We start from the raw sequence: 20,583 nt of genomic DNA, 5'->3' as shown, positions 1-20,583 counted from the left end.
TGGGCGTACCTACCTTTCGCGGTGAGGCGCTGGCCGAATGTGAATACCGGGCCGGCGAGGATGAAAACGCGGGTGAAAACCAGGGTGAAGCGATCTCGCCTCAATGCCCGCTGACCAGCCAAGACTCCGTTGGGGCGGCGATAGCGGAAGCCGAGGTATCTCTCTCGGCGCGCGTAGGGTCTCTGCGGAAGTGACGCACGGACATTGGGGGAGAAGTGGCGATCCGCTACGAGCCGATCTATATCGATGATCTCGACGGTGCGACATTGGCGCCGGACGAGGCGGAAACGATCGAGTTCGCCCTCGACGGAAAGGCCTACACGATCGACCTGGGGGTGAAGAACGCTGCGGCGTTCCGCGAAGCCATGGAGATCTACGTCAGGTCGGCGCAGCGGGTGACCCCGGCCAAGAAGCGGGCGGACAAGGCCACTCGGAGTAAGTCCGGGTCGTCGGCCCAGAGTGAGTCGGCGAAAATCAGGCAGTGGGCCGTCCAGAACGGACACGCCGTGTCGGGTCGCGGCAGGATTCATGCCGAGATCGTGGAGGCCTACAACGCGGCTCACTAGCCTGCGGCTGCTCGGTACCAGACTCGCGGGGCGTCGGAACCAGCATCCGACGACCTCTCGACACCCGAGTACGGCACACACCGCTCGGCTTCGGCGCATTGTGGGGCGCGATCTTCGGTGGCATCGGCCACGCGTCGACCGGCGGGCGTCGTGACTTCTCGTCGGTGCAGACGATGGAGGCCGATTCCTACGATGTGCTGGTCGAATCCACCCACCTCGACGTGGCCGTCCGGGCGATCGACGGCCGGGCGCCGCAGGCTGACCTGCAGCGCTGATCTGCCGCCCTGGCTCCGGGGCGCTCGCACGCAACGACCCGGGGACCCCGCCCGCCGGACCTGAGGTCCGGGACGATTGCCCCCGGGTCGCCGGGAAGTCGAGCTAGGACAGACCGCCGAGCAGGTCGGTCGGCAGGAGTCCGGTCAGCGAATCGGTCGAGCTTCCGCCGCCGCTACCGGGGCCACCGAGCAGCGAGCCGAGGCCGAGCGAGCCGAGGATGGGCGCCGCGAGCGACCCCGCGGCGAGCGAACCGAGCGATCCGAGAGCTTCAGAACCCATGGATGTGTCTCCTTTCGACGGGCATGAGGCGCGAGCCGGGAGTGATCCCCGCTCACTTCGCCGAGGGTAACAGCGACTCCCTCTCGTTCCGACCGCACGCGTGCTGAGTTGTTCCTGTGCATCGGCCGCCTCCGGGGGCGCCCGTGATCGATAGCGTCGGGGCCGGAACGTCCGCGATCCACAGCGCCGGGGCCGCGTCCACAGCGCCAGCGGGACCGGTCGCCGACGAGGGCGCGAGCCCGGTGGGCCGTGTGAGGGTGCCGGGCATGGATATCGCAGAACCGATCTCGGGCACGCATCGCGACACGGTCGCCAGGCGGGTGGTGCGGCTGGCGCGGGCGGGCGACCTGCGCGCCCGTCGCGTGACGTTGTGGGGGCGGCCGGGCGTGGTGCCGGACCGCACCGCCGTCGTCACCCCGCACCGCGACGCCGACGGGGCGCTCGACGTCGCCGACCTCGCCGCGCAGGTCTACGCGCTCGCGCACGAGTGCCCGTCCGTCACCGGGACCTACACCGGCGGGTGCTGGGTATCGGCGGACGGCACGGGCCACCTGGTGTTCGCCGACGTCTGGTCGCGCGGCGACGATGAGAACCACGACGACGAGATCCACGGCGACGAGAACAACGACGACGACGAAGTGCCCGACGGCCGGTAGCGAACGCGCGTCGCCACCGCCGCCGAACCGGTGGGTGGGGCGGTGCGGACGTGGACGACGCCGGGGAGCCCGCTCGGCCCTAGGGAGTCGGCGGGGGAGGACCCGGGAGCACGCATCGGAATCCGATGTTGCCGGCGGTGGAGTCGGGAGTGTTCGAGCTGCGCGCCGACACCCGGTAGCGGTTGCAGTAGGAGTCGTGGCAGAGATAGGACCCGCCGCGCATCACTCGGCGATCGCCGGACGCCGGGCCGAGGGGGTCGCGGGACGCGGAGCCGGAGTAGTAGGTGGGGTCGAACCAGTCCTGACACCATTCCCAGACGTTCCCGCTCATCTGCCACAGTCCGTATCCGTTGGGCCGATAGCGTTTCACGGGCGCTGTCGTCAGGTATCCGTCGTCGGCCGAGTTGTGGTGCGGGAACGTGCCCTGCCAGATGTTGCAGTTCCAGGTCCCGTCGGGAATGGGGTCGTCGCCCCAGGTGTACGTGCGGCCGGCGAGCCCGCCGCGGGCGGCGTACTCCCGTTCGGCCTCGGTGGGTAGACGACCGCCCGCCCACGTGCAGTACGCGACCGCGTCGTCCCACGAGATGTGGACGACGGGGTGGTCGCCCCTGCCCGCCACGGTGGACCCCGGGCCGTCGGGACGGCGCCAGTTCGCGCCCCGGACTGCGAGCCACCACGGTGCTCCCGGGACCTGTCGGACGATGTGGGATCGCGGCCCCTGGTAGGCCGCGTAGAAGACGGCGGAGACGCCGAGTCGCTCCGCGGTCGTCCGGTATCCGGTGGCCGTGACGAAGTGGTCGAAGTGCGCGTTGGTCACGGACGTGGAGGCCATCGCGAATCCGCTGATCTCCACCTCGTGGACGGGTGACTCCCCGTCGGCCGGGTAGCCGACGCCGTCATGGTCTCCCATGGCGAAGCGCCCGGAGGGGATGTCCACGGCGTCGATCAGGTCCCGAGCGGCAGTAGGCCCCGTCGTGCTGCCGCGCGGCCCGGCCGCCCCTCGCGGCGCGGCGGTGTCCGGGGCTCCGGTGGTGGCCGGGGCGGCAGGCCGACGGGGCTCGGCCTCGCCGCGGAGGTCATCACCGCGCGGCGAGCAACAGTCACTCACCCGGCGCCCCCGTGGCGACGGAGGGCTCGGTCACCCAGTCCATGGCGTACCACCCGGCCGCGGCGGCCGAGGCGACGGTGTTCACGCCGGCGAAGTCCACGGCGACCACGCCGTTCCGGGCGGCGTACCGATCCCACCGGCCGGCCAGGTCGTCGACGATGTCCGGGTGCTCGGCGCTGAGATCGATCGTCTCCCCGGGGTCGGACGCGAGGTCGTACAGGGCGTAGTCCCCGGTGCCGCCGAATGGTTCGGGCGTGAAGAGCAGCTTCCAGTCCCCGGCCCGGTAGGCGCGGTGGCCGAAGTGCTCCCAGCCGAACTCGTCGTCCCCGATCGTGTCCGAGTTGCCTTCGAGGACGGGTCGGGCGGAGTCGCCCAGGAGACCGACACCGGTCGTGTCGGCACCCGCGTAGTCGGCGAAGGTCGGGTAGAGGTCGGTGATGTGGGCGAAGGTGTCGATGATGCGCGGAGCGCCGTCGCCGCTCCACGCGGGGGTCTTGATGATCGCGGGCACCCGGATACCGCCCTCGAAGAGCGTGTTCTTGGCCTGGAAGTACGGACCGGAGGCCACCTGTGCGTTGGAGAGCCCGATGGACGGGAACGATCCCCGGTGTCCGTAGGACTCGAGTCGACCGAGGAGCGGGTAGGCGCTCTCGTGCCACCCTTCCCGGGTACCGTGCCCGGTGTACATGGCCTGGGTGCTGGCGGAGGAGCCGTTGTCGCTGACCACGGCGATGAGGGTGTCGTCGTACTCGCCGGTGTCCTTCAGGTGGTCGATCACCCGGCCCAGCTGCTGATCGGTCTCGTGGATCGTGGCCGCGTAGACCGCCATGCGGTACGCCAGGTCGCGGCGTTGCTCGGCGGTGAGGGTCTCGGGCGCCGGTGACTGCTCGGGCCAGCGGGTCGGTACGTCTGCGTCGACCAGGCCGCGATCGGCCATCCGCTGGATGCGCTCGGCCCGCAACGACTCGTGGTCGTAGTCGTCGGTATAGATCTCGAGATAGTCGTCGATGAGCGCCTTGTTCTCCACGTGGAGCGGATCGTGGGGCGCCGTGTAGGCGAGGTAGCCGAAGAAGGGTCGATCCGATTCGGCGCCGCGGTCGACCATGTCGATCATCTCGTCGGTGTAGAAGCGGGTGGCGAAGAAGTCCTCCGGCAGGGAATCCACGGGCTGGCCGTTCCGCTCGTACCTGACGGTGTCGACCGGATCGACGGGGCGGTCGAACAGTCGCAGGCGGTCTGAATAGTAGGAGGCGCCGGCGTCATAGAGGGTGAAGTTCTCGTCGAAGCCGAGGTCCTGCGGGGTCTGCCCCTCCTCGGCGCCGAGATGCCACTTGCCCACCTGGTAGGTGTCGTAGCCCGCGTCCCCGAGCACTTCGGCGATGCTCGTGAGCTCGCCCTCGAGGCTGCCCTTGTATCCCGGGGTGGAGGGATCGACCCCGGGCGGGGCCATACCCTCCATCGAGCCGAGGCCGACCATGTGCGGATCCTGCCCCGTGAGCAGCGCCGCGCGGGTGGGCGCGCACAACGGGGTGGCGTGGAAGTCGGTGAACTGCGCGCCCTGCGAGGCCAGCGCGTCGAGGACTGGAGTCTCGGCCTCGCCTCCGTACACCCCGAGGTCGGAGTAGCCGAGATCGTCCAGCAGGACCATGAGGACGTTCGGGCGCTCCTGCCCGTTGACCTCGATGGGGAAGGTGGGCGCGACGGACGCGGACGTGGCGGAGCTTCCGCACCCGGCGAGCGCGGCCGAGAGGACGACGGCGGCGCCGAAGGCGAACCCGGTGGGTAGCGGACCGGAGCGGCGGCGGGAAGTGGTGTGGATCACAGGCGGAACGGTAGGGGGCACACACCGCGCGGCGCCGCACTGCACTTCCGCCAGACGGAAGCGGTCTCGGATCGCGGCCGAGCGCTCGACCCGCGCCGCGGGACCGGCGTGGATTGCACGGGCCGGGGCGCGGTGCCGGATCCGGGCGACGAGCCCGGCGAACAGGACTAGGGTCGGCCGCAACGGGACCCGACCGGGTCCGCGAGCACGGCACAGCCAGGTCGAGGAGGCGCCATGACCGGATACTCGCACTCGCCGATGAACAGTGGGCCGTCGTCGGAGAACCGCCACCGCGTGGTGATCATCGGCTCGGGATTCGGCGGGCTCGCCGCCGCCCGCGCCCTCGAGAAGGCCGACGTCGACGTCACGCTCGTCGCGCGGACCGGCCACCACCTCTTCCAGCCGCTGCTCTACCAGGTAGCGACGGGCATCCTCTCCGTCGGCGAGATCGCGCCCTCGACGCGGCTCGTGCTGCGGGACCAGAAGAACGCCACCGTCGCGCTGGGCGAGGTCGACCAGATCGACGTCGTCGCCCGCACCGTGCACGCGACGGCCGGGCACGTGGACTTCGAGCTCGAGTACGACAGCCTCATCGTGGCCGCCGGCGCCAACCAGTCCTACTTCGGCAACGACCACTTCGAGCACTGGGCGCCGGGGATGAAGTCCATCGACGACGCGCTGGAACTGCGCAGTCGCATCATGGGCTGCTTCGAGCAGGCCGAGGTGACCGACGACGAGGAGGAGCGGCGCCGACTGCTCACGTTCGTCGTCGTGGGGGCCGGCCCGACGGGCGTGGAGATGGCCGGGCAGATCGCCGAACTGGCGCGGCGGACCCTGAAGAACAGCTTCCGGCGGATCGACCCGCGCCGCGCCCGGGTGATCCTCCTCGACGCCGCCCCGGCCGTGCTCCCGCCGTTCGGCAACAGACTCGGCAACGCCGCCCGGGCCCGTCTCGAGGAGATCGGGGTGGAGATCCAGCTCAACGCCATGGTCACCGACGTCGACTACCACGGGATCGAGGTCAGGGACCCCGACGGCACGCTGCGGCGGATCGACGCGACGTGCAAGATCTGGTCGGCCGGCGTGCAGGCCAGCCCCCTCGGCGCGATGCTCGCCGAGCAGACCGGCGCCGAGGTGGACCGGGCGGGGCGTGTCCTGGTGAACAAGGACCTGTCGCTGCCCGGACGTCCGGAGATCTTCGTGATCGGCGACATGATGAACCTCGACAACCTGCCCGGGGTGTCGCCGGTGGCCATCCAGGGCGGCAAGTACGTCGCCAAGCAGATCGCCCGCGAGGTCGCGACGGGACGCTCGCCGGCCGCACGCAAACCGTTCAGGTACTTCGACAAGGGCTCCATGGCGACGGTGTCCCGCTACAGCGCGGTCGCCCGGATCGGCCCGCTCGAGCTCCACGGGTTCCTCGCCTGGGTGCTGTGGCTGGTGGTGCACCTGGCGTTCCTCATCGGGTTCCGCAACCGCGTCATCACCCTCCTGTCCTGGGGACTGCACATGGGCGACCACCGCTCGCACCTCAACTCCACCGCCCGGTGGGCGTACGGCCGGCAGGCCCTCGCGCAGGCCGAGCGCGTAGCGCGGCGCGATTCCGAGGAGGGCCCGGACCGGCCCTTCACCGACCGCGACACCCCGGAGCGGGCCCGCGCCGACTGACCCGCACCGGCCGCGGGCAGCGGTCGCGGGCGGCGGCCTGAGGTGGGACCGTGGCCGTCGACGACGACACGAGCCCGGTCAGGAGTGACGCGGTGGGGCGAGCAGCCGAGGAACCCGGACGACGGGCCTCCCACCCCCGACCCGACGCGCCCGCGCGCCCACCGATCACGGTCGCCGACCTCGCCCGCCGGCTCGGAAGTCCGCTGGTCAGGCCACCGGGCGCGAGCGAACCGGCGTCAGCGCCCGACCTCGTCGTCGTCGACATCACCGACGACTCCCGCACCGTCGCACCCGGGAGCGCCTACCTCGCCCTGCCCGGCCGCCGGCACCACGGCCTGGACTTCGAGGCGCAGGCCGCGGCCGCCGGCGCCGTGGTCGCGATCAGCGACCGACCCTCGACGGTCCTGCCGACCCTGATCGTCGCCGACCCCCGCGCGGCGAGCGGCCCCCTGAGCGCGTGGGTCCACGGCTGCCCCTCGGCCTCGCTGCGCGTCGTGGGCGTCACCGGCACCAACGGCAAGACCAGCACCGCCCACTTCCTCGAGGCCGGGCTCGCGGCGGCGGGGGAGAGCACCGGCCTGATCTCCGGCGTCACCGTCCGCGGAGGAGGCATCGAACTGCAGCCCGTGTGCACGACCCCCGAGGCGCCGCTCCTGCAGCGCACCCTCGGCCGGTTCGTCCGCGGCGGCGCCACCGCGTGCGCGATGGAGGTCTCCTCCCACGCCATCGACCAGGGGCGCGTCGACGGCGTGCGGTTCCGCACGGTCGCGTTCACCAACCTCGGCCACGACCACCTCGACTACCACCACACGATGGAGGAGTACTACCGCGTCAAGGCGTCGCTGTTCACCGCCGCCCGCGCCGACACCGCGGTGGTGTGCGTCGACGACGACCACGGGCGCCGGCTCGCCGCGGCCTCCGAACCGCCCACGTGGACGTGCTCGACCCGCGACCCGGGCGCGGACGTCCACGCGGAGGGCATCGCGTGCGACGACACCGGGTCGAGGTTCACCGCCCGCACCCCGCTCGGCGCCGTCCCGCTGCAGCTGCGGGTCCTCGGCCCGCACCAGGTGGCCAACGCCCTCGTCGCCCTGACCTGCCTGCTCGCCGACGGCGTCGACCCGGCCGCGGCGGCCGAGGGCCTGTCCGGACTGCGGCGGATCCCCGGACGGTGCGAGCCCGTCCACGCCGGGCAGTCCTTCACCGCGCTCGTCGACTACATGCACAACGAGCCCGGCCAGCGCGCCCTCCTGCCGCACCTGCGGTCGGTGGCCACCGGCCGGCTCATCCTCGTGATCGGGGCGACCGGCGGGCGCGACCGCACCAAGCGGCGCCCCCTCGGGCACACGGCGGCGTCCTTCGCCGACCTGGTGATCGTCACCGACGAGAGCCCCGAGGACGAGGACCCGGCCGACCTGCGCGCCGAGGTGCTCGCCGGCGCCCGCGCCGCCCGCGGTGCGCAGGTGTGGGAGGAGCCGGACAGGGGACGAGCGCTGGACCTGGCCGTCGCGGCCGCCGGTCCCGGGGACATGGTGGTGGTGGCCGGTCGGGGCAGCGACGTGACCCGGCGGTACGGACCGCGCCGGGAGCACTTCGACGACCGCGTCCGGCTGCGGCAGGCGATCGTCGCGGCGGCCGAGGCCGGAGGTCACGGGCAACGCTCAGCCTGACGTCGGCCCGCGGGGTTAGGCTGCCGGCACCGCTCCCTTCCGGTCCGGAGGACGACCATGGGCACGCTGAGCTACACCGCGACCGTCTCGCTCGACGGGTACGTGGCGGACGAGAACGGGGACTTCCAGTGGTCCGCCCCGGATCCGGAGGTCTTCCGGTTCCACGTGGAACGCATGCGGGCCGTCGCCCACGAGGTACTGGGGCGGCGCACCTACGCGCTGATGGAGTACTGGCTGGCCCCGCCCGAGGGCGAGGAGTGGGGGCCCGACGAGCAGGAGTTCGCGCGGCGCTGGCAGGCCATCCCCCGGACCGTGGTCTCCTCCACGCTGACGGCCGCCGACCTCACCTCGGACACCGACCGCCTGGTGCCGCGGCTCGACCCGGGCACTCTGCGCCGCATCGTAGACGAGGCGGCGGGCGAGGTCGAGATCTTCGGACCCACCACCGCGGCGGAGGCGATCCGGGCGGGGATGGTCCGCGACTTCGGATTCTTCGTGGTCCCGGCGGTGGTGGGCGGGGGCCTGCGGGCGCTGCCGCCGGACGCCCGCCTGGACCTGGAGCTGGTCGACCAACGCGTGTTCACCGGCGGCACGGTGTTCCTGCGCTACCGGAGCCGCTGAGGTCCGGCCACGTCGCGGTCGTCACACCCCCGCGCCTACACCCGCACCGCCGTCCGGGATTGGACACCGTGCGCAGGGCGCGAGAAAAATGGCCGGTCGCACTGTGCCACGTGCACACTCACCGCTGGGCGGGGTGACCCAGATCACCTGGACGCCTAGCCTTGTCGCGGTCGTCGGTAGCCATCCCCGCTACCCGGACCTAGGAGGAACATGGCAACGCCGGACGGGACCACCGATCCACACGGGAGCACTGCCGCGGTCGACGAGACGATCTCGGCCGAGCCGGTGCCCCGTCACCGGATCATCCTCGCCTCGCTCATCGGGACGACGATCGAGTTCTACGACTTCTACATCTTCGCCACCGCCGCGGTGTCGGTCTTCCCGCTGCTGTTCTTCGCCGGCGGCGACGCGAGCACCGCGCTGCTGGCCTCCATGGCCACGTTCGGCACGGCGTTCATCGCCCGGCCGCTCGGCTCCATCGTCTTCGGCCACTACGGAGACCGTCTCGGCCGCAAGGTCACGCTCGTCGGCGCCCTGCTCACCATGGGTATCGCCACGTTCCTCATCGGCCTGCTGCCGACGATCCACCAGATCGGCCTGTGGGCCCCGGCGATGCTCACGATCCTGCGCTTCTTCCAGGGCATCGGCCTGGGTGGCGAGTGGTCGGGTGCGGCGCTGCTGGCGTCGGAGACCGCCCAGCCGGGCAAGCGCGGGTTCGCCGCGATGTGGCCGCAGCTCGGCGCGCCGTTCGGCTTCATCCTGGCCAACGGCATCTTCCTGCTGCTGACCATCTGGTTCTCCTACGACTCCACCGCCGCCGACCTGGACGAGCCGTTCCTCGTGTGGGGCTGGCGCCTGCCGTTCCTGCTGTCGATCGTCATGGTGGGCGTGGGCCTGTACGTGCGGCTGCGCATCGAGGAGACCCCGGTCTTCGCCCGGGCTGTCGCGAACAACGAGCGCGTCAAGACCCCGGTGTCCGAGGTGTTCCGCCGCAACTGGTGGGAGATCATCCTCGGCACGTTCATCATGCTGGCCACCTACGGCCTGTTCTACCTCATGACCACGTGGATCCTGTCGTTCGCGATCGGCGCCGAGGAGACCGGCGGGCTGGGCTACGGCTACCAGTCGTTCCTCATCATCCAGGTCATCGCGATCCTGCTGTTCGCGGCGTTCGTGCCGGTGGCCGGCTGGCTGGCGGACGTGCTCGGCCGCCGGCGGATGCTCATCGGCGTGACGGCCGGGATCATCGTGTTCGGCCTGAGCTTCGGGTGGTGGCTGAACCCGGACGCGATGGGCACCGGCGAGGGCCTGGACGTCACCCGCATGCTGCTGTTCCTCAGCGTGGGCATGATGCTCATGGGCCTGACCTTCGGCCCGATGTCGGCGGTGCTGCCGGAGCTGTTCCCCACCAACACCCGGTACACGGGCTCGGGTGTGGCGTACAACTTCTCCGCGATCCTCGGCGCGGCGCTCACCCCGTTCGTCGCGGTGTGGCTGGTGCAGAACTACTCGGTGGCCTACGTCGGCTACTACCTCGTGGGCCTGTCGGTGCTGACGATCATCGCGCTGATCCTCGCGCCGGAGACCAGCAAGTCCTCGATGCACACGGAGGAGTCGCGCTCGGAGGACGCCCTGGCGTGACGCCCGCCCCGCGGTGGATCGAGCTCTGCTGAGGGGGCGATCCGCGCCGGGAACAGACCCCGGGACCGTTGTCGGGTCCCGGGGTCTGTCGTGTCAGGGGGCGACGACGAGGTGGGCGGCCGCCGCGCCGGCGGACGGCTGGGTCGACGGCCGGGTGGTCCGGCGGCCGGGTGGGTAAAATCGTTAAAAGTTCCCCCATCTGAGGGCGGCCCCATAGTGTGAGGTGCATCACACAGGAGGTGCGATGCTCTCGGTCCGGAACCTCGAGGTCGTCTACGGCGACGCGATGCTCGTCATCCGCGGCGCCGGTTTCGACGTGCCGGACGGCCACATCGTGGCCCTGCTCGGCGCGAACGGTGCAGGTAAGTCCACTCTTCTGCGCGCAGTGTCCGGGTTGCTCGACATCCACGACGGCGAGATCACCAAGGGGGCCGTCACGCTCGACGGCGACGACCTGGGCAGCCTCAGCGCGCCGGCGATCGCCCGCCGCGGCATCAAGCACGTCCTCGAGGGTCGGCGGATCTTCAAGGAGTTCTCAGTCGAGGAGAACCTGCGGATCGGCGCCCACGTCCGGCGCCGGCACATCCGCGAGGGGCTCGGGCGCGTGTACGACCTCTTCCCGGTGCTGCGCGAGCGGCGGCACCGGGTGGCCGGGTACCTGTCGGGCGGCGAGCAGCAGATGCTCGCGATCGGCCGGGCGCTGATGTCCGAACCCCGCTACCTCCTGCTGGACGAGCCGAGCCTGGGCCTGGCCCCCAGGATGGTCGAGCAGATCCGCGACATCATCGTGGAGATCAACGCGCAGGGGACCGGCGTCCTGCTGGTCGAGCAGAACGCGGCGATGGCGCTGTCGATCGCCCGGCACGGCTACGTGGTGGAGACGGGCCGCGTGGTCATGGACCGGCCGGCGGCGGAACTGCTGGACGACGACGACATCCGCGAGTTCTACCTCGGCGCGCGGTCCGACACCCCGGGTTCCTACCGCGAGGTCAAGCAGTACCGCCGGCGTAAGAGGTGGGCGTCGTGACCGCCGGCCCCGGCCCCGCGCCCGGCCCCGGCTCCGCGCCCGGCCCCGGCTCGGCGCCCGGCCCCGGCCCCGCGCCGGTGCTGGAGTTCTCCGACGTGAGCCTGTCCTTCGGCAACCTCACCGCGATCGACGGCGTCGACTTCACGGTGAACGAGGACGAGCTGTTCGCGATCATCGGGCCCAACGGCGCCGGCAAGACGAGCATCTTCAACGTCCTGTCCGGCGTGTACCGGCCGCAGAAGGGGTCGGTGACACTGCGGGGGCGGCAGCTCCTGGGGCTGCGTCCGCACCGGATCGCCCGCCTGGGCGTCGCTCGGACCTTCCAGAACGTCGAGCTCTTCGCGAACCTCACGCTGGTCGACAACCTCATGCTGGGTCGGCACGTGAAGTTCCGGTACGGCACCCTCGCCGCGATCGCCTGGGTGGGACCGGCCCGGCGCCAGGAGGAACTCCACCGCGCGGCGGTCGAGGAGATTATCGACCTGCTCGAGCTCCAGGCGTGGCGGAAGCTCCCGGTGGGCCTGCTGCCCTACGGCATCCAGAAGCGCATCGAACTGGGCCGGGCCCTGGCGATGGAGCCGGAGATCCTCCTGCTCGACGAGCCCGTCGCCGGGATGAACCTCGAGGAGACCGAGGACACGGCCAGGTTCCTGCTGGCGATCCGGCAGGAGTACCGCACCCCGATGATCCTGGTGGAGCACGACATGAGCCTGGTCATGGACATCGCGGACCGGGTACTCGCGATCGACTTCGGGGCCCCGCTCACGCTCGGCACCCCGGCGGAGGTCCAGAACCACCCGGCCGTGGTGGAGGCCTACCTGGGTGGCCAGGCCACCACGTCCACGACCGACGGGGGCGGAGCATGAGCACCACCACGCTGGCCACGAGGGTCCGCGACAACGCCGCCTCCCACCCGCACGACATCGCGCTGCGCAGGAAGTCGCGGGGCGTCTGGGAGCCCATGACGTGGGCGCGGTACTGGGACGTGATCCAGGACGCCGCGCACGCGATGCTCGCACTGGGCATCGACGTCGGCGACCGGGTGGCGATCCACAGCGAGAACCGACCCGAATGGCTGATCTGCGACATCGCGGCGGTCGCCGTACGGGGTGTGTCGGTGGGGATCTACCCGACCAACCCGAGCGCCGAGGTCGGGTACCTGCTGGAGAACAGCCAGGTGACGCTGCTCGTGGCGGAGGACCAGGAGCAGGTGGACAAGGCGCTCGCCGTGTCCGACCAGTGCCCGGACCTCGCGCACATCGTCTATCTGGAGCCGCGCGGCATCCGCGGGCACTACCGGGACGAGCGCCTGATCTCCTGGGACGACTTCCTGGTGCTGGGCCGCGAGCACCGACGCACCGACGAGGGGGCGGTGGCGCGGCGGATGGAGCAGGCCCGGCCTGAGGACCTCATCACCCTGGTCTACACCTCCGGCTCGACCGGACCGCCCAAGGGCGCGATGCTCACCACGGCCAACGTGGAGTTCGCGATCGACACCGTCATGACCCGCGGCGGGACGTCCGACCCGCCTCCGGGGCCGTCCGACTACGTCCTGACCTACCTCCCGCTGTCCCACGTCGCCGAGCGGTTCTTCACCACGTGGATGAGCTGCGCGAGCCGGCTGCAGGTGACCTTCGCCGAGTCCATCGACACGGTCCCCCAGAATCTGCAGGAGGTGCAGCCGACGCTGGTCATGGGCGTGCCCCGCATCTGGGAGAAGCTCCTGGCCTCGGCGCAGATCCGCCTCGAGGACGCCACGTGGCTCAAGCGGAGGTGGTCGGCGTTCTGGCTGGCGCGCGCCGAGTGGATCGGGGACGTCCTCGTCTCCAACGGCGGTCGCCACAGCGCCGCCAGTCGCGCCTGGTACGCGCTGGGCTGGGTGTGCATGTACCGGGCCCTGCGGGTGCGCACGGGCCTGCGGTTCACGCGCTACGCGGTGTCCGGGGCGGCGCCCATCGCCCCGGAGGTCCTCAAGTTCTTCATGGGGATCGGCGTCCCGATGCACGAGATCTACGGGATGACCGAGAACTCGGCCATCGCCACCACCAACAAGCCCGGACGGGTCCGGCTCGGCACCGTGGGCGAGCCCCACGACGGCACCGAGGTGAGGATCGACGAGCACACGGGGGAGATCCTCGTCCGGAGTCCGGCGGTGTTCGCCGGGTACTGGCGGAACCCGGAGAAGACGGCCGAGACCATCGACGCGGACGGCTGGCTGCACACCGGGGACGTGGGCGAATGGGTCGACGGCACCTATCTCAAGATCACCGACCGGATGAAGGACATCATCATCACCGCCGGCGGGAAGAACGTCTCGCCGTCCGAGATCGAGAACGCGCTCAAGGTGTCGCCCTACATCAAGGAGGCCATCGTGATCGGCGACGGACGCAGGTACCTCACCGCGCTCATCGGGATCGAACTCGAGACCGTCGGCGACTGGGCCACCCGCAGGCGGATCGCCTACACGACGTACCGGGACCTCACGGAGAAACCGGAGGTCCGCGAGTTGGTGCAGGGGGTGGTCGACGCCACCAACTCCAGGTTCAACGCCGTGGAGCAGATCAAGGCGTTCGCCCTGCTGCCCAAGGAACTCGACCACGACGAGGGCGAGCTCACCGCCACCCAGAAGGTCAAGCGCGCGGCCGTCACGGAGGCGTTCGCCCCCCTCGTCGACGACCTGTATGCGAGGGCGACATGACCCAGTTCCTGTCCGCGTTGAGCATCGGCCTGGGGTCGGGGGCCATCTACGCGCTGGTCGCGATCGGTTTCGTCATGATCTTCAAGGCGACCGGCGTCATCAGCTTCGCGCAGCCCGCGTTCCTCATGTCCGGCGCGATCATCGTCAGCTTCCTCGCTCCGCTGATGGGGTTCTACGTCGGCGCGGTCCTGGGCGTGATCGCCATCGGCGTCGTCGCCCTGCTCGTCGAGAGGGTGGCGATCCGCCCGATGATCGGCAAGGCGGTGTTCACCATCGCGATCATCACGGTGGGACTGGACATCGTCATCCGCACGGTCGCGGGCATTTTCCTGGGCACCCAGCCGCGGTCCGTCGGCGACCCGTGGGGCACCGACGTCTGGGTGATCTCGGGGGTCGTGGTCCAGCAACGGCACGTCGCGGCGTTCGTCACGGCGACCGTCATCGTGGTGGCCCTCCTGCTGTTCTTCCGCTACTCCGCGGTCGGGCTGGCGATGCGGGCGGTCGCGTCCGATCAGGAGGCGGCGATGGCGCAGGGCGTCAGCGCGAGCGCGATCTTCGCCCTGTCGTGGGCGATGGCGGGCGCGTTGGCCGCGGTCGCGGGGGTCTTCGCCGCCACGGGCGGACCCATCGGCAACACCCTGTGGCTGGTGGCGCTCATCGCGTTGCCCGCCATCGTCATCGGCGGCTTCGACTCCCTCGGCGGCGCGATCATCGGCGGGCTGACGATCGGCGTCGCCCAGGCGGTCGTGTCGACCTATCACAACCAGTGGTTCGACGGCAGCGGCGTGCTCCCGGAGCTCACCACCAACCTCGGCCCGCTGATGCCCTGGGTGATCATGCTCGCCGTCCTGCTCGTCCGACCGCACGGACTGTTCGGGACCAAGGAGGTGGAACGGGTATGAGTCATCTCGTCTCAGCCTCGGAACCGTCGGGTACGCCGACACCGGACAGGGGCGCCGGGCGCCGGGGCGGGTTCTCCGGCCGGCCCCGGGGCCGCCCGGAGCTGTACTCCAGCTACCGGCAGGAGCAGGCGCTGTTCAACACGCGCGCCAAGGCGATCGGTGCCGTGGTGCTCATCGCGCTCGCGGTCGTGTTGCCGTTCAACGTCAGCGACGACGTGCTGCGCATCCTCGGGCTGGGGCTCGTCCTGGCGATCGGCGGGATCGGGCTCAACCTCATCACCGGGTACGCCGGGCAGGTGTCCCTGGGGCACGCCTTCTTCGTGGGGGTCGGCGCGTACACCGCCTCGGTGGTGGCCGGCGATCCCGACGGCCGGGCCTTCGGCCTGGGCATCACCGTCATCCCGGTGTGGATCCTGGCCGCCGGGGCGATGGCGGCGCTGTGCGGGGTGATCGTCGCGCCGCTGGCCACGCGGTTGCGGGGTCTGTACCTCGCGGTCGTCACGCTCGGGCTGGTCTTCCTCGGCACCTATGTCTTCACGGAGTGGGCGAGTGTCACCGGTGGGCCCGGGGTCGGGCGGGAGGCGCCCCGCCCCGTCCTGTTGGGCGACGACCTCACCCTGGACAGCGCGTTCACCTCGGACCAGAAGCTGTACTGGTTCTTCCTCGCCCTGCTGCTGATCGGGGCGCTCGCGGCCCGGAACATCGCCCGGTCCCGTGTCGGTCGCGCCTTCGGGGCGATCCGCGACCGCGACATCGCGGCGGGGGTGATGGGCGTCGACCTGGCGCGCTACAAGCTCATCGCGTTCACGGTGTCGTCGTTCTACGCGGGCGTGTGCGGGTCGTTGCTGTTCGTGGCGAACCGGCACTTCGGTCCGGAGCAGTTCGGGTTGATCATGTCGATCCAGTTCGTCGCCATCGTCTTCATCGGCGGGGCCGCGACCATCTCCGGAACCATCATGGGCGCGCTGCTGATCGCGGCCCTGCCCCGCATCTCCGCCGAGATCGCGCACCTGTTCCCGTTCATCTCCACGGCGCCCAACACGAGCCCGAACATCTTCGAGGTCGAGGCGATCCTGTACGGCGGCCTGATCGTGGCGTTCCTGCTGTTCGAGCCCCGTGGCCTGTTCGGCGTGTGGCTTCGGATGCGGATGTATTGGAAGAGCTTCCCGTTCACCTACTGAGCCACCGAGAAACCGAGCCACCGAGCCACCGAGAGTCACCACCACACCGAGTCACCGAGTCAACGAGTCACCGAGTCACCGAGGAGAGAGCAATGAAGTCCAAGACGCTACGAAGCGGGGTCGCCGGCCTGTCGGCGATCGCTCTGGTCCTGGCCGGGTGCGGCCGCGACGACGCCGCCGACACCGAGGTGGCCGGGGTGACGCAGGAGCCGTGCCCGGAGGCGGTCGACCCGGAGAAGGGTTGCATCTATCTGGGCGCGATCACCGACCTGACGGGCCCGTTCTCGCCGATCGGTGCGCCCATGATCGAGGGTTCTCAGGCGTACTGGCAGTACGTCAACGAGAACGGCGGTGTCGGGGACTACGAGGTCGACATGGTGACCCACGTGCGTGACAACACCTACAACGAAACCACCCACTCCCAGGAATACCGGGAGATCCGGGACCAGATCCTCATGCTGGCCCATTCGATGGGCACCGCCCACACCAACGGCATTCTCGACGACACGCGGCAGCAGAACATCGTCACGGTGCCCGCGTCGCTGGGGTCGAACTGGCTCTTCGAGGAGGGGGTGATGGAGTTCGGCACCAGCTACTGCGCGGAGGCGATGAACATGGTCGACTACGCGGTCGACGAGTTCGACGCGGCCAGTGTCGGCGCGGTGCACTTCCCCGGTGACTACGGCGACGACGCCGCCAACGGCGCGCAGCTCGCGGCGGAGGAGCGCGGTGTCGAGTTCTTCCGGTACACCACGGCGCCGGGCGGGACCGACGCGCAGACGGCGGTGATCCAGCGGATCCTCGCCGACCGTCCGGATGTCGTGCTCCTGTCGACCAGCGCGATCGAGACCGGCGCCATCGTCGGTGCCACTGTCGCGCAGGGGTTCGAGGGGCGGTTCATCGGCTCCACGCCCACGTGGAGCGCGGGCCTGCTGGGCAGTCAGGCGGCGCCGGCGCTGGAGGGGCGGTTCGTGCACGCCGGTGCCGTGGCCCCGTGGGGTCACGATTCGGAGGGGCACGCGCAGATGCGGCAGGTCGCCGAGTCGATCGGGGCGGAGCCGAACGACTGGTTCGTGTTGGGCTGGGGGGCCTCGTCGGTCATCCACGGGCTCCTGCAGCAGGCCGCGGACAACGACCAGCTCAGCCGCAGCGGCCTCTTCGAGGCGGTCGACTCCCTGGCGGGCGTGGACACCAAGGGGATGTTCCCCGAGGGGGCCGGGGACTACACCGGTGAGGTCAACGAGAACGCGTCGCGGGAGAACATCATCAGCCGGGTCGAGGTGGACAGTCCCACGGGCCTGGTCCTGGAGGAGGAGTGGTACGTCGGTCCCACGGCCGAGAACTTCGAGTTCACGGAGGCGTGCTACCTGATGCAGCCGTAGGTCGCGGTGGTGAGGCCCGGAGGACGACCGCGCCGGGCCTCGCCCGAGTCGGCTGGAACTGGCCCCGGGATCGCCCACGGTCCCGGGGCCCGCCCGACTCAGCCCGGCTCAGCCCGGCTCAGCCCGGCTCGACCCGGCGCAGCCCGGACGGGTAACGACGCGGGGCGGGCGCTCGATATCGAGAGTGAGACCTGTCCACTTGCCCCGCGACCCGCGGTCGCGACCCGCCGCCGTGCGGAGTTCCACTCTCTAGGAGTCATCCGTGATCTTCCGTCCGAACGGCCCCATCAGCGGCCCGATGTACGACGCCATCAACGCGGCATTCGGTGCGATCGCCCGCGGTCTGGAGGCGGTCGGTATCCCGTTCGATCAGTCCGCCGTGCCCCTGAGCTTCCTCGCCATGCCGTTCGTGGCGGGCTCGAGCTACCTGCCGGCGGCCGTCGGTTCCTGACGCTCCTCGGGTAGTCTCACTGCTCGTCGGTCCAGGGAACCCGGTGCGAGTCCGGGGCTGTCCCGCAACGGTGTGACCCTCCCGCCTCGCCCGCGGGCCGGGTCGAGCCCGATACCTGCCGATCGCCGCCCGCGTCCGTGGTCGGCGCGTGCCAGGCCGAGGAGCCCCACCGCATGACTGCCGCTGCTACCGGCGCCGCGTCCCTGCTCGTCGCCGGTACGACCTCCGATGCCGGCAAGAGCATCGTCACCACCGCCCTGTGCCGCGCCTTCGCCCGCCGGGGCCTGAAGGTCGCGCCGTTCAAGGCGCAGAACATGTCCAACAACTCGATGGTCGTGGCCGCCCACCACGCGGCCGGCCCCACCGGGTCGACGCCCGCCGGCCCCGCCGGGTCGACGTCAGCCGGAACCGCCGAGATCGGCCGCGCCCAGTGGGTCCAGGCGCTGGCCGCCCGCGCGGTGCCGGAGCCGGCGATGAACCCGGTGCTGCTCAAGCCCGGTGGCGACCGCCGCAGCCACGTGGTGGTGATGGGCCAGCCCGGGGGCTCGGTGTCCTCGCGGGACTTCGTCGACGGGCGCGCGCACCTCGCGGAGGCGGCGTTCGCGGCGTATGACGACCTCGCCTCCCGCTACGACCTCGTCATCTGCGAGGGCGCCGGCAGCCCGGCCGAGATCAACCTCCGCTCGAGCGACTACGTCAACATGGGCCTGGCCCGCCACGCCGGCATGCCCGTGGTGGTGGTGGGCGACATCGATCGCGGCGGCGTCTTCGCGGCGCTGTTCGGGACGGTCGCGCTGCTCGAGCCGGCGGACCAGCGGCTGGTCGCCGGCTTCGTCGTCAACAAGTTCCGCGGCGACCCGAGCCTGCTCGCCCCCGGGCTGGAGCAGCTCACCGCGCTCACCGGCCGCCCGGTCCACGGGGTACTGCCCTGGGATCCCGACCTGTGGCTGGATTCGGAGGACGCCCTCGCGGTGAGCCCGCGCGCCGCCGACGCGACCGCCGCCCTGCGCGTCGCGGTGATCCGGCTGCCGCGCATCAGCAACTTCACCGACGTCGACGCCCTCGGCCTGGAGGCGGACGTCGAGGTCGCCTACGTCACGGAGCCCCGCGACCTCGCGGGGGCGGACCTCGTCGTCGTCCCCGGAACCAGGGCGACCCTCGACGACCTCGCCTGGCTCCGCGCGCGGGGTCTCGACCGCGCGCTCACCACTCATGTCGAGCGGGGCGGCGCGGTGCTGGGGATCTGCGGAGGCTTCCAGATGCTCGGCGGCGAGATCGCCGACCCCGACGGCATCGAGGGCGCCCCCGGCACGCGCGTCGCCGGGCTCGGGCTGCTCGACGTGATCACGCGATTCGGCGCGGAGAAGGTGCTGCGCCTGCCCACCGGGACCGCACTGGGGCAGCCGGTGAGCGGGTACGAGATCCATCACGGCCGGGTCACCGTCGGCGGTGGAGGCGGTCGGGGTGACGACGACGAGGTGTTCCCCGGCGGAGCCCGGCGGGGGCGGGTGTTCGGCACCATGTGGCACGGAAGTCTCGAGTCGGACGGGTTCCGGGGCGCGTTCCTGGGCGAGGTCGCGGCAGGGTCGGGGCGGACCCGCGAGCCCTCGGGTGTGAGCTTCGCCGCCGCGCGGGAGCGCCGCCTCGACCTGCTCGGCGACCTCGCCGAGGAGCACCTCGACCTGGACGCGCTGCTCGCGTTGGCCCGCGACGGTGCGCCCGAGCTGCCGCTGCTCCCGCCGGGGGCCGACCGGTGATCCTCGTCCTGGGCGGGACGGCCGAGGCCCGCGAGCTCGCCGCCCTGCTGGTGGAGGCCGGGGTGCCGGTGGTGTCGTCGCTGGCGGGACGGGTCGCGCGGCCGCGACTGCCGGTGGGCGAGGTGCGCATCGGCGGGTTCGGCGGGGTGGACGGGCTGGCCCGGTTCCTGCGCGAGGCCGGCGAGCGCGCGGAGGACGGGGCCGGCGGCGGTGAGGCCGGCCCCGGCGAATCCGGGCCCGAGACGGCGGTGCGCGCGGTCATCGACGCCACCCACCCGTTCGCCGCGGGCATCTCGACCAACGCCACTGCTGCGTGTGCGGCCGCGCGGGTCCCGCTGCTGCGCCTCGAGCGTCCGGGCTGGGCCGCGGCCCCGGGCGCTGGCCGTTGGCACTGGGTCGACGACCACGATGCCGCCGCCACGACCGCCGCCCGCCTCGGGGAGCGGCCGTTCCTCACCGTCGGCCGGCAGTCACTCGACCGCTTCACCGGCCCGCTCGCCGAGCATCACGCCCTGGTCCGGGTGGTGGACCCGCCCGAGGTGGCGCTGCCCGAACCGTGGCGACTTCTGCTGAGCAGGGGCCCCTACTCAGTCGACGCCGAGCGCGAACTCTTCGGCGAGTACGACGTGGACGTGCTGGTCACCAAGGATTCGGGCGGCGCCCACACGTGGTCGAAGATGGCGGTGGCCGACGAGCTCGGTGTGCCGATCGTGGTGGTGCGCCGCCCCGGCCCCGCGCCGGGTGTGCAGGTGGTGGACAACGCCGCGGCCGCCGTCGAGTGGGTCAGCGCGTCAGCCGCCAACTCCTAGGCGAACTTTGGTGTAGCTACTGCGAGAATCCGGCCGGTTCATCGCAATAGCTACACCAAAGTCGAGCAG

At 71.2% G+C, this 20,583-nt stretch carries 19 protein-coding genes and 1 riboswitch; of the genes, 16 read left to right on the top strand and 3 right to left on the bottom strand.

Annotated elements, in window-relative coordinates:
• The first annotated feature begins 215 nt into the window (after positions 1–215).
• Together RWK90_RS07995 and RWK90_RS07990 are read left to right on the top strand one after the other, a co-directional pair.
• Complete coding sequence (locus RWK90_RS07995) at positions 216–566, top strand: Lsr2 family protein (RefSeq protein WP_314036564.1); 351 nt, start codon at positions 216–218, stop codon at positions 564–566.
• A 98-nt stretch (positions 567–664) separates the two neighbouring features.
• Positions 665–841: a hypothetical protein gene (locus RWK90_RS07990; protein ID WP_314036562.1), complete on the top strand. Its 177-nt coding sequence runs from the start codon at positions 665–667 to the stop codon at positions 839–841.
• Positions 842–944: 103 nt separating this feature from the next.
• On the opposite strand, the gene RWK90_RS07985 is transcribed toward RWK90_RS07990, so the two are convergent.
• A complete protein-coding gene (locus RWK90_RS07985; RefSeq protein WP_314036560.1) occupies positions 945–1,121 on the bottom strand; it encodes a hypothetical protein in 177 nt (58 codons plus the stop codon).
• Positions 1,122–1,387: 266 nt separating this feature from the next.
• Between RWK90_RS07985 and RWK90_RS07980 the strand changes: the two genes are divergently transcribed.
• Positions 1,388–1,777: a hypothetical protein gene (locus tag RWK90_RS07980; RefSeq protein WP_314036558.1), complete on the top strand. Its 390-nt coding sequence runs from the start codon at positions 1,388–1,390 to the stop codon at positions 1,775–1,777.
• 79 nt (positions 1,778–1,856) lie between these two features.
• On the opposite strand, the gene RWK90_RS07975 is transcribed toward RWK90_RS07980, so the two are convergent.
• Positions 1,857–2,714 (bottom strand): formylglycine-generating enzyme family protein, encoded by an 858-nt coding sequence (locus RWK90_RS07975; RefSeq protein WP_314036556.1) that lies wholly within the window; start codon positions 2,712–2,714, stop codon positions 1,857–1,859.
• 163 nt (positions 2,715–2,877) lie between these two features.
• Positions 2,878–4,707 carry an arylsulfatase gene (locus RWK90_RS07970; RefSeq protein WP_314036554.1) on the bottom strand — a complete coding sequence of 610 codons (1,830 nt, stop codon included), beginning with the start codon at positions 4,705–4,707 and terminating at the stop codon, positions 2,878–2,880.
• A gap of 234 nt (positions 4,708–4,941) precedes the next feature.
• Between RWK90_RS07970 and RWK90_RS07965 the strand changes: the two genes are divergently transcribed.
• The 13 genes from RWK90_RS07965 (at position 4,942) to RWK90_RS07905 (ending at position 20,514) form a co-directional block, all read left to right on the top strand.
• On the top strand, positions 4,942–6,375 hold the full coding sequence (locus RWK90_RS07965) for an NAD(P)/FAD-dependent oxidoreductase (protein WP_314036552.1): 1,434 nt from the start codon (positions 4,942–4,944) through the stop codon (positions 6,373–6,375).
• Positions 6,376–6,539: 164 nt separating this feature from the next.
• Positions 6,540–8,045 carry a UDP-N-acetylmuramoyl-L-alanyl-D-glutamate--2,6-diaminopimelate ligase gene (locus RWK90_RS07960; RefSeq protein WP_314037096.1) on the top strand — a complete coding sequence of 502 codons (1,506 nt, stop codon included), beginning with the start codon at positions 6,540–6,542 and terminating at the stop codon, positions 8,043–8,045.
• A 57-nt stretch (positions 8,046–8,102) separates the two neighbouring features.
• Positions 8,103–8,666, top strand: a complete 564-nt coding sequence (locus tag RWK90_RS07955) for a dihydrofolate reductase family protein (RefSeq protein ID WP_314036550.1) — start codon at positions 8,103–8,105, stop codon at positions 8,664–8,666.
• 210 nt (positions 8,667–8,876) lie between these two features.
• On the top strand, positions 8,877–10,307 hold the full coding sequence (locus RWK90_RS07950; RefSeq protein WP_314036548.1) for an MFS transporter: 1,431 nt from the start codon (positions 8,877–8,879) through the stop codon (positions 10,305–10,307).
• A 244-nt stretch (positions 10,308–10,551) separates the two neighbouring features.
• Positions 10,552–11,334 (top strand): ABC transporter ATP-binding protein, encoded by a 783-nt coding sequence (locus RWK90_RS07945; RefSeq protein ID WP_314036546.1) that lies wholly within the window; start codon positions 10,552–10,554, stop codon positions 11,332–11,334.
• On the top strand, positions 11,331–12,200 hold the full coding sequence (locus RWK90_RS07940) for an ABC transporter ATP-binding protein (protein ID WP_314036544.1): 870 nt from the start codon (positions 11,331–11,333) through the stop codon (positions 12,198–12,200). The genes RWK90_RS07945 and RWK90_RS07940 overlap by 4 nt, the downstream gene beginning before the upstream one ends.
• Positions 12,197–14,032, top strand: coding sequence for a long-chain fatty acid--CoA ligase (locus RWK90_RS07935; protein WP_314036542.1), 1,836 nt, complete (start codon positions 12,197–12,199; stop codon positions 14,030–14,032). Before RWK90_RS07940 ends, RWK90_RS07935 begins: the two co-directional genes overlap by 4 nt.
• The gene (locus RWK90_RS07930) at positions 14,029–14,934 is read left to right on the top strand and encodes a branched-chain amino acid ABC transporter permease (protein WP_314036540.1); all 906 of its coding nucleotides are present in this window, start codon (positions 14,029–14,031) and stop codon (positions 14,932–14,934) included. Before RWK90_RS07935 ends, RWK90_RS07930 begins: the two co-directional genes overlap by 4 nt.
• Positions 14,931–16,115 (top strand): branched-chain amino acid ABC transporter permease, encoded by a 1,185-nt coding sequence (locus tag RWK90_RS07925; RefSeq protein WP_314036537.1) that lies wholly within the window; start codon positions 14,931–14,933, stop codon positions 16,113–16,115. The genes RWK90_RS07930 and RWK90_RS07925 overlap by 4 nt, the downstream gene beginning before the upstream one ends.
• Positions 16,116–16,207: 92 nt before the next feature.
• Positions 16,208–17,497 (top strand): ABC transporter substrate-binding protein, encoded by a 1,290-nt coding sequence (locus RWK90_RS07920; protein ID WP_314036535.1) that lies wholly within the window; start codon positions 16,208–16,210, stop codon positions 17,495–17,497.
• A 262-nt stretch (positions 17,498–17,759) separates the two neighbouring features.
• Positions 17,760–17,948, top strand: a complete 189-nt coding sequence (locus RWK90_RS07915; protein ID WP_259842100.1) for a hypothetical protein — start codon at positions 17,760–17,762, stop codon at positions 17,946–17,948.
• Positions 17,949–17,981: 33 nt separating this feature from the next.
• Positions 17,982–18,065: riboswitch (cobalamin riboswitch) on the top strand.
• A gap of 56 nt (positions 18,066–18,121) precedes the next feature.
• Positions 18,122–19,705 carry a cobyric acid synthase gene (locus RWK90_RS07910; RefSeq protein ID WP_314036532.1) on the top strand — a complete coding sequence of 528 codons (1,584 nt, stop codon included), beginning with the start codon at positions 18,122–18,124 and terminating at the stop codon, positions 19,703–19,705.
• Entirely contained in the window at positions 19,702–20,514 is an 813-nt protein-coding gene (locus tag RWK90_RS07905; RefSeq protein WP_314036530.1) for a precorrin-6A/cobalt-precorrin-6A reductase, read from the top strand. Before RWK90_RS07910 ends, RWK90_RS07905 begins: the two co-directional genes overlap by 4 nt.
• The last annotated feature ends 69 nt before the right edge of the window (positions 20,515–20,583 follow it).

Source organism: Dietzia sp. CH92 (assembly GCF_032248695.1).
In the GTDB taxonomy this organism is placed as follows: Bacteria; Actinomycetota; Actinomycetes; order Mycobacteriales; family Mycobacteriaceae; genus Dietzia.
Note: the sequence above shows the minus strand (reverse complement) of the source record. Positions and strands in the feature narration are given on the sequence as shown.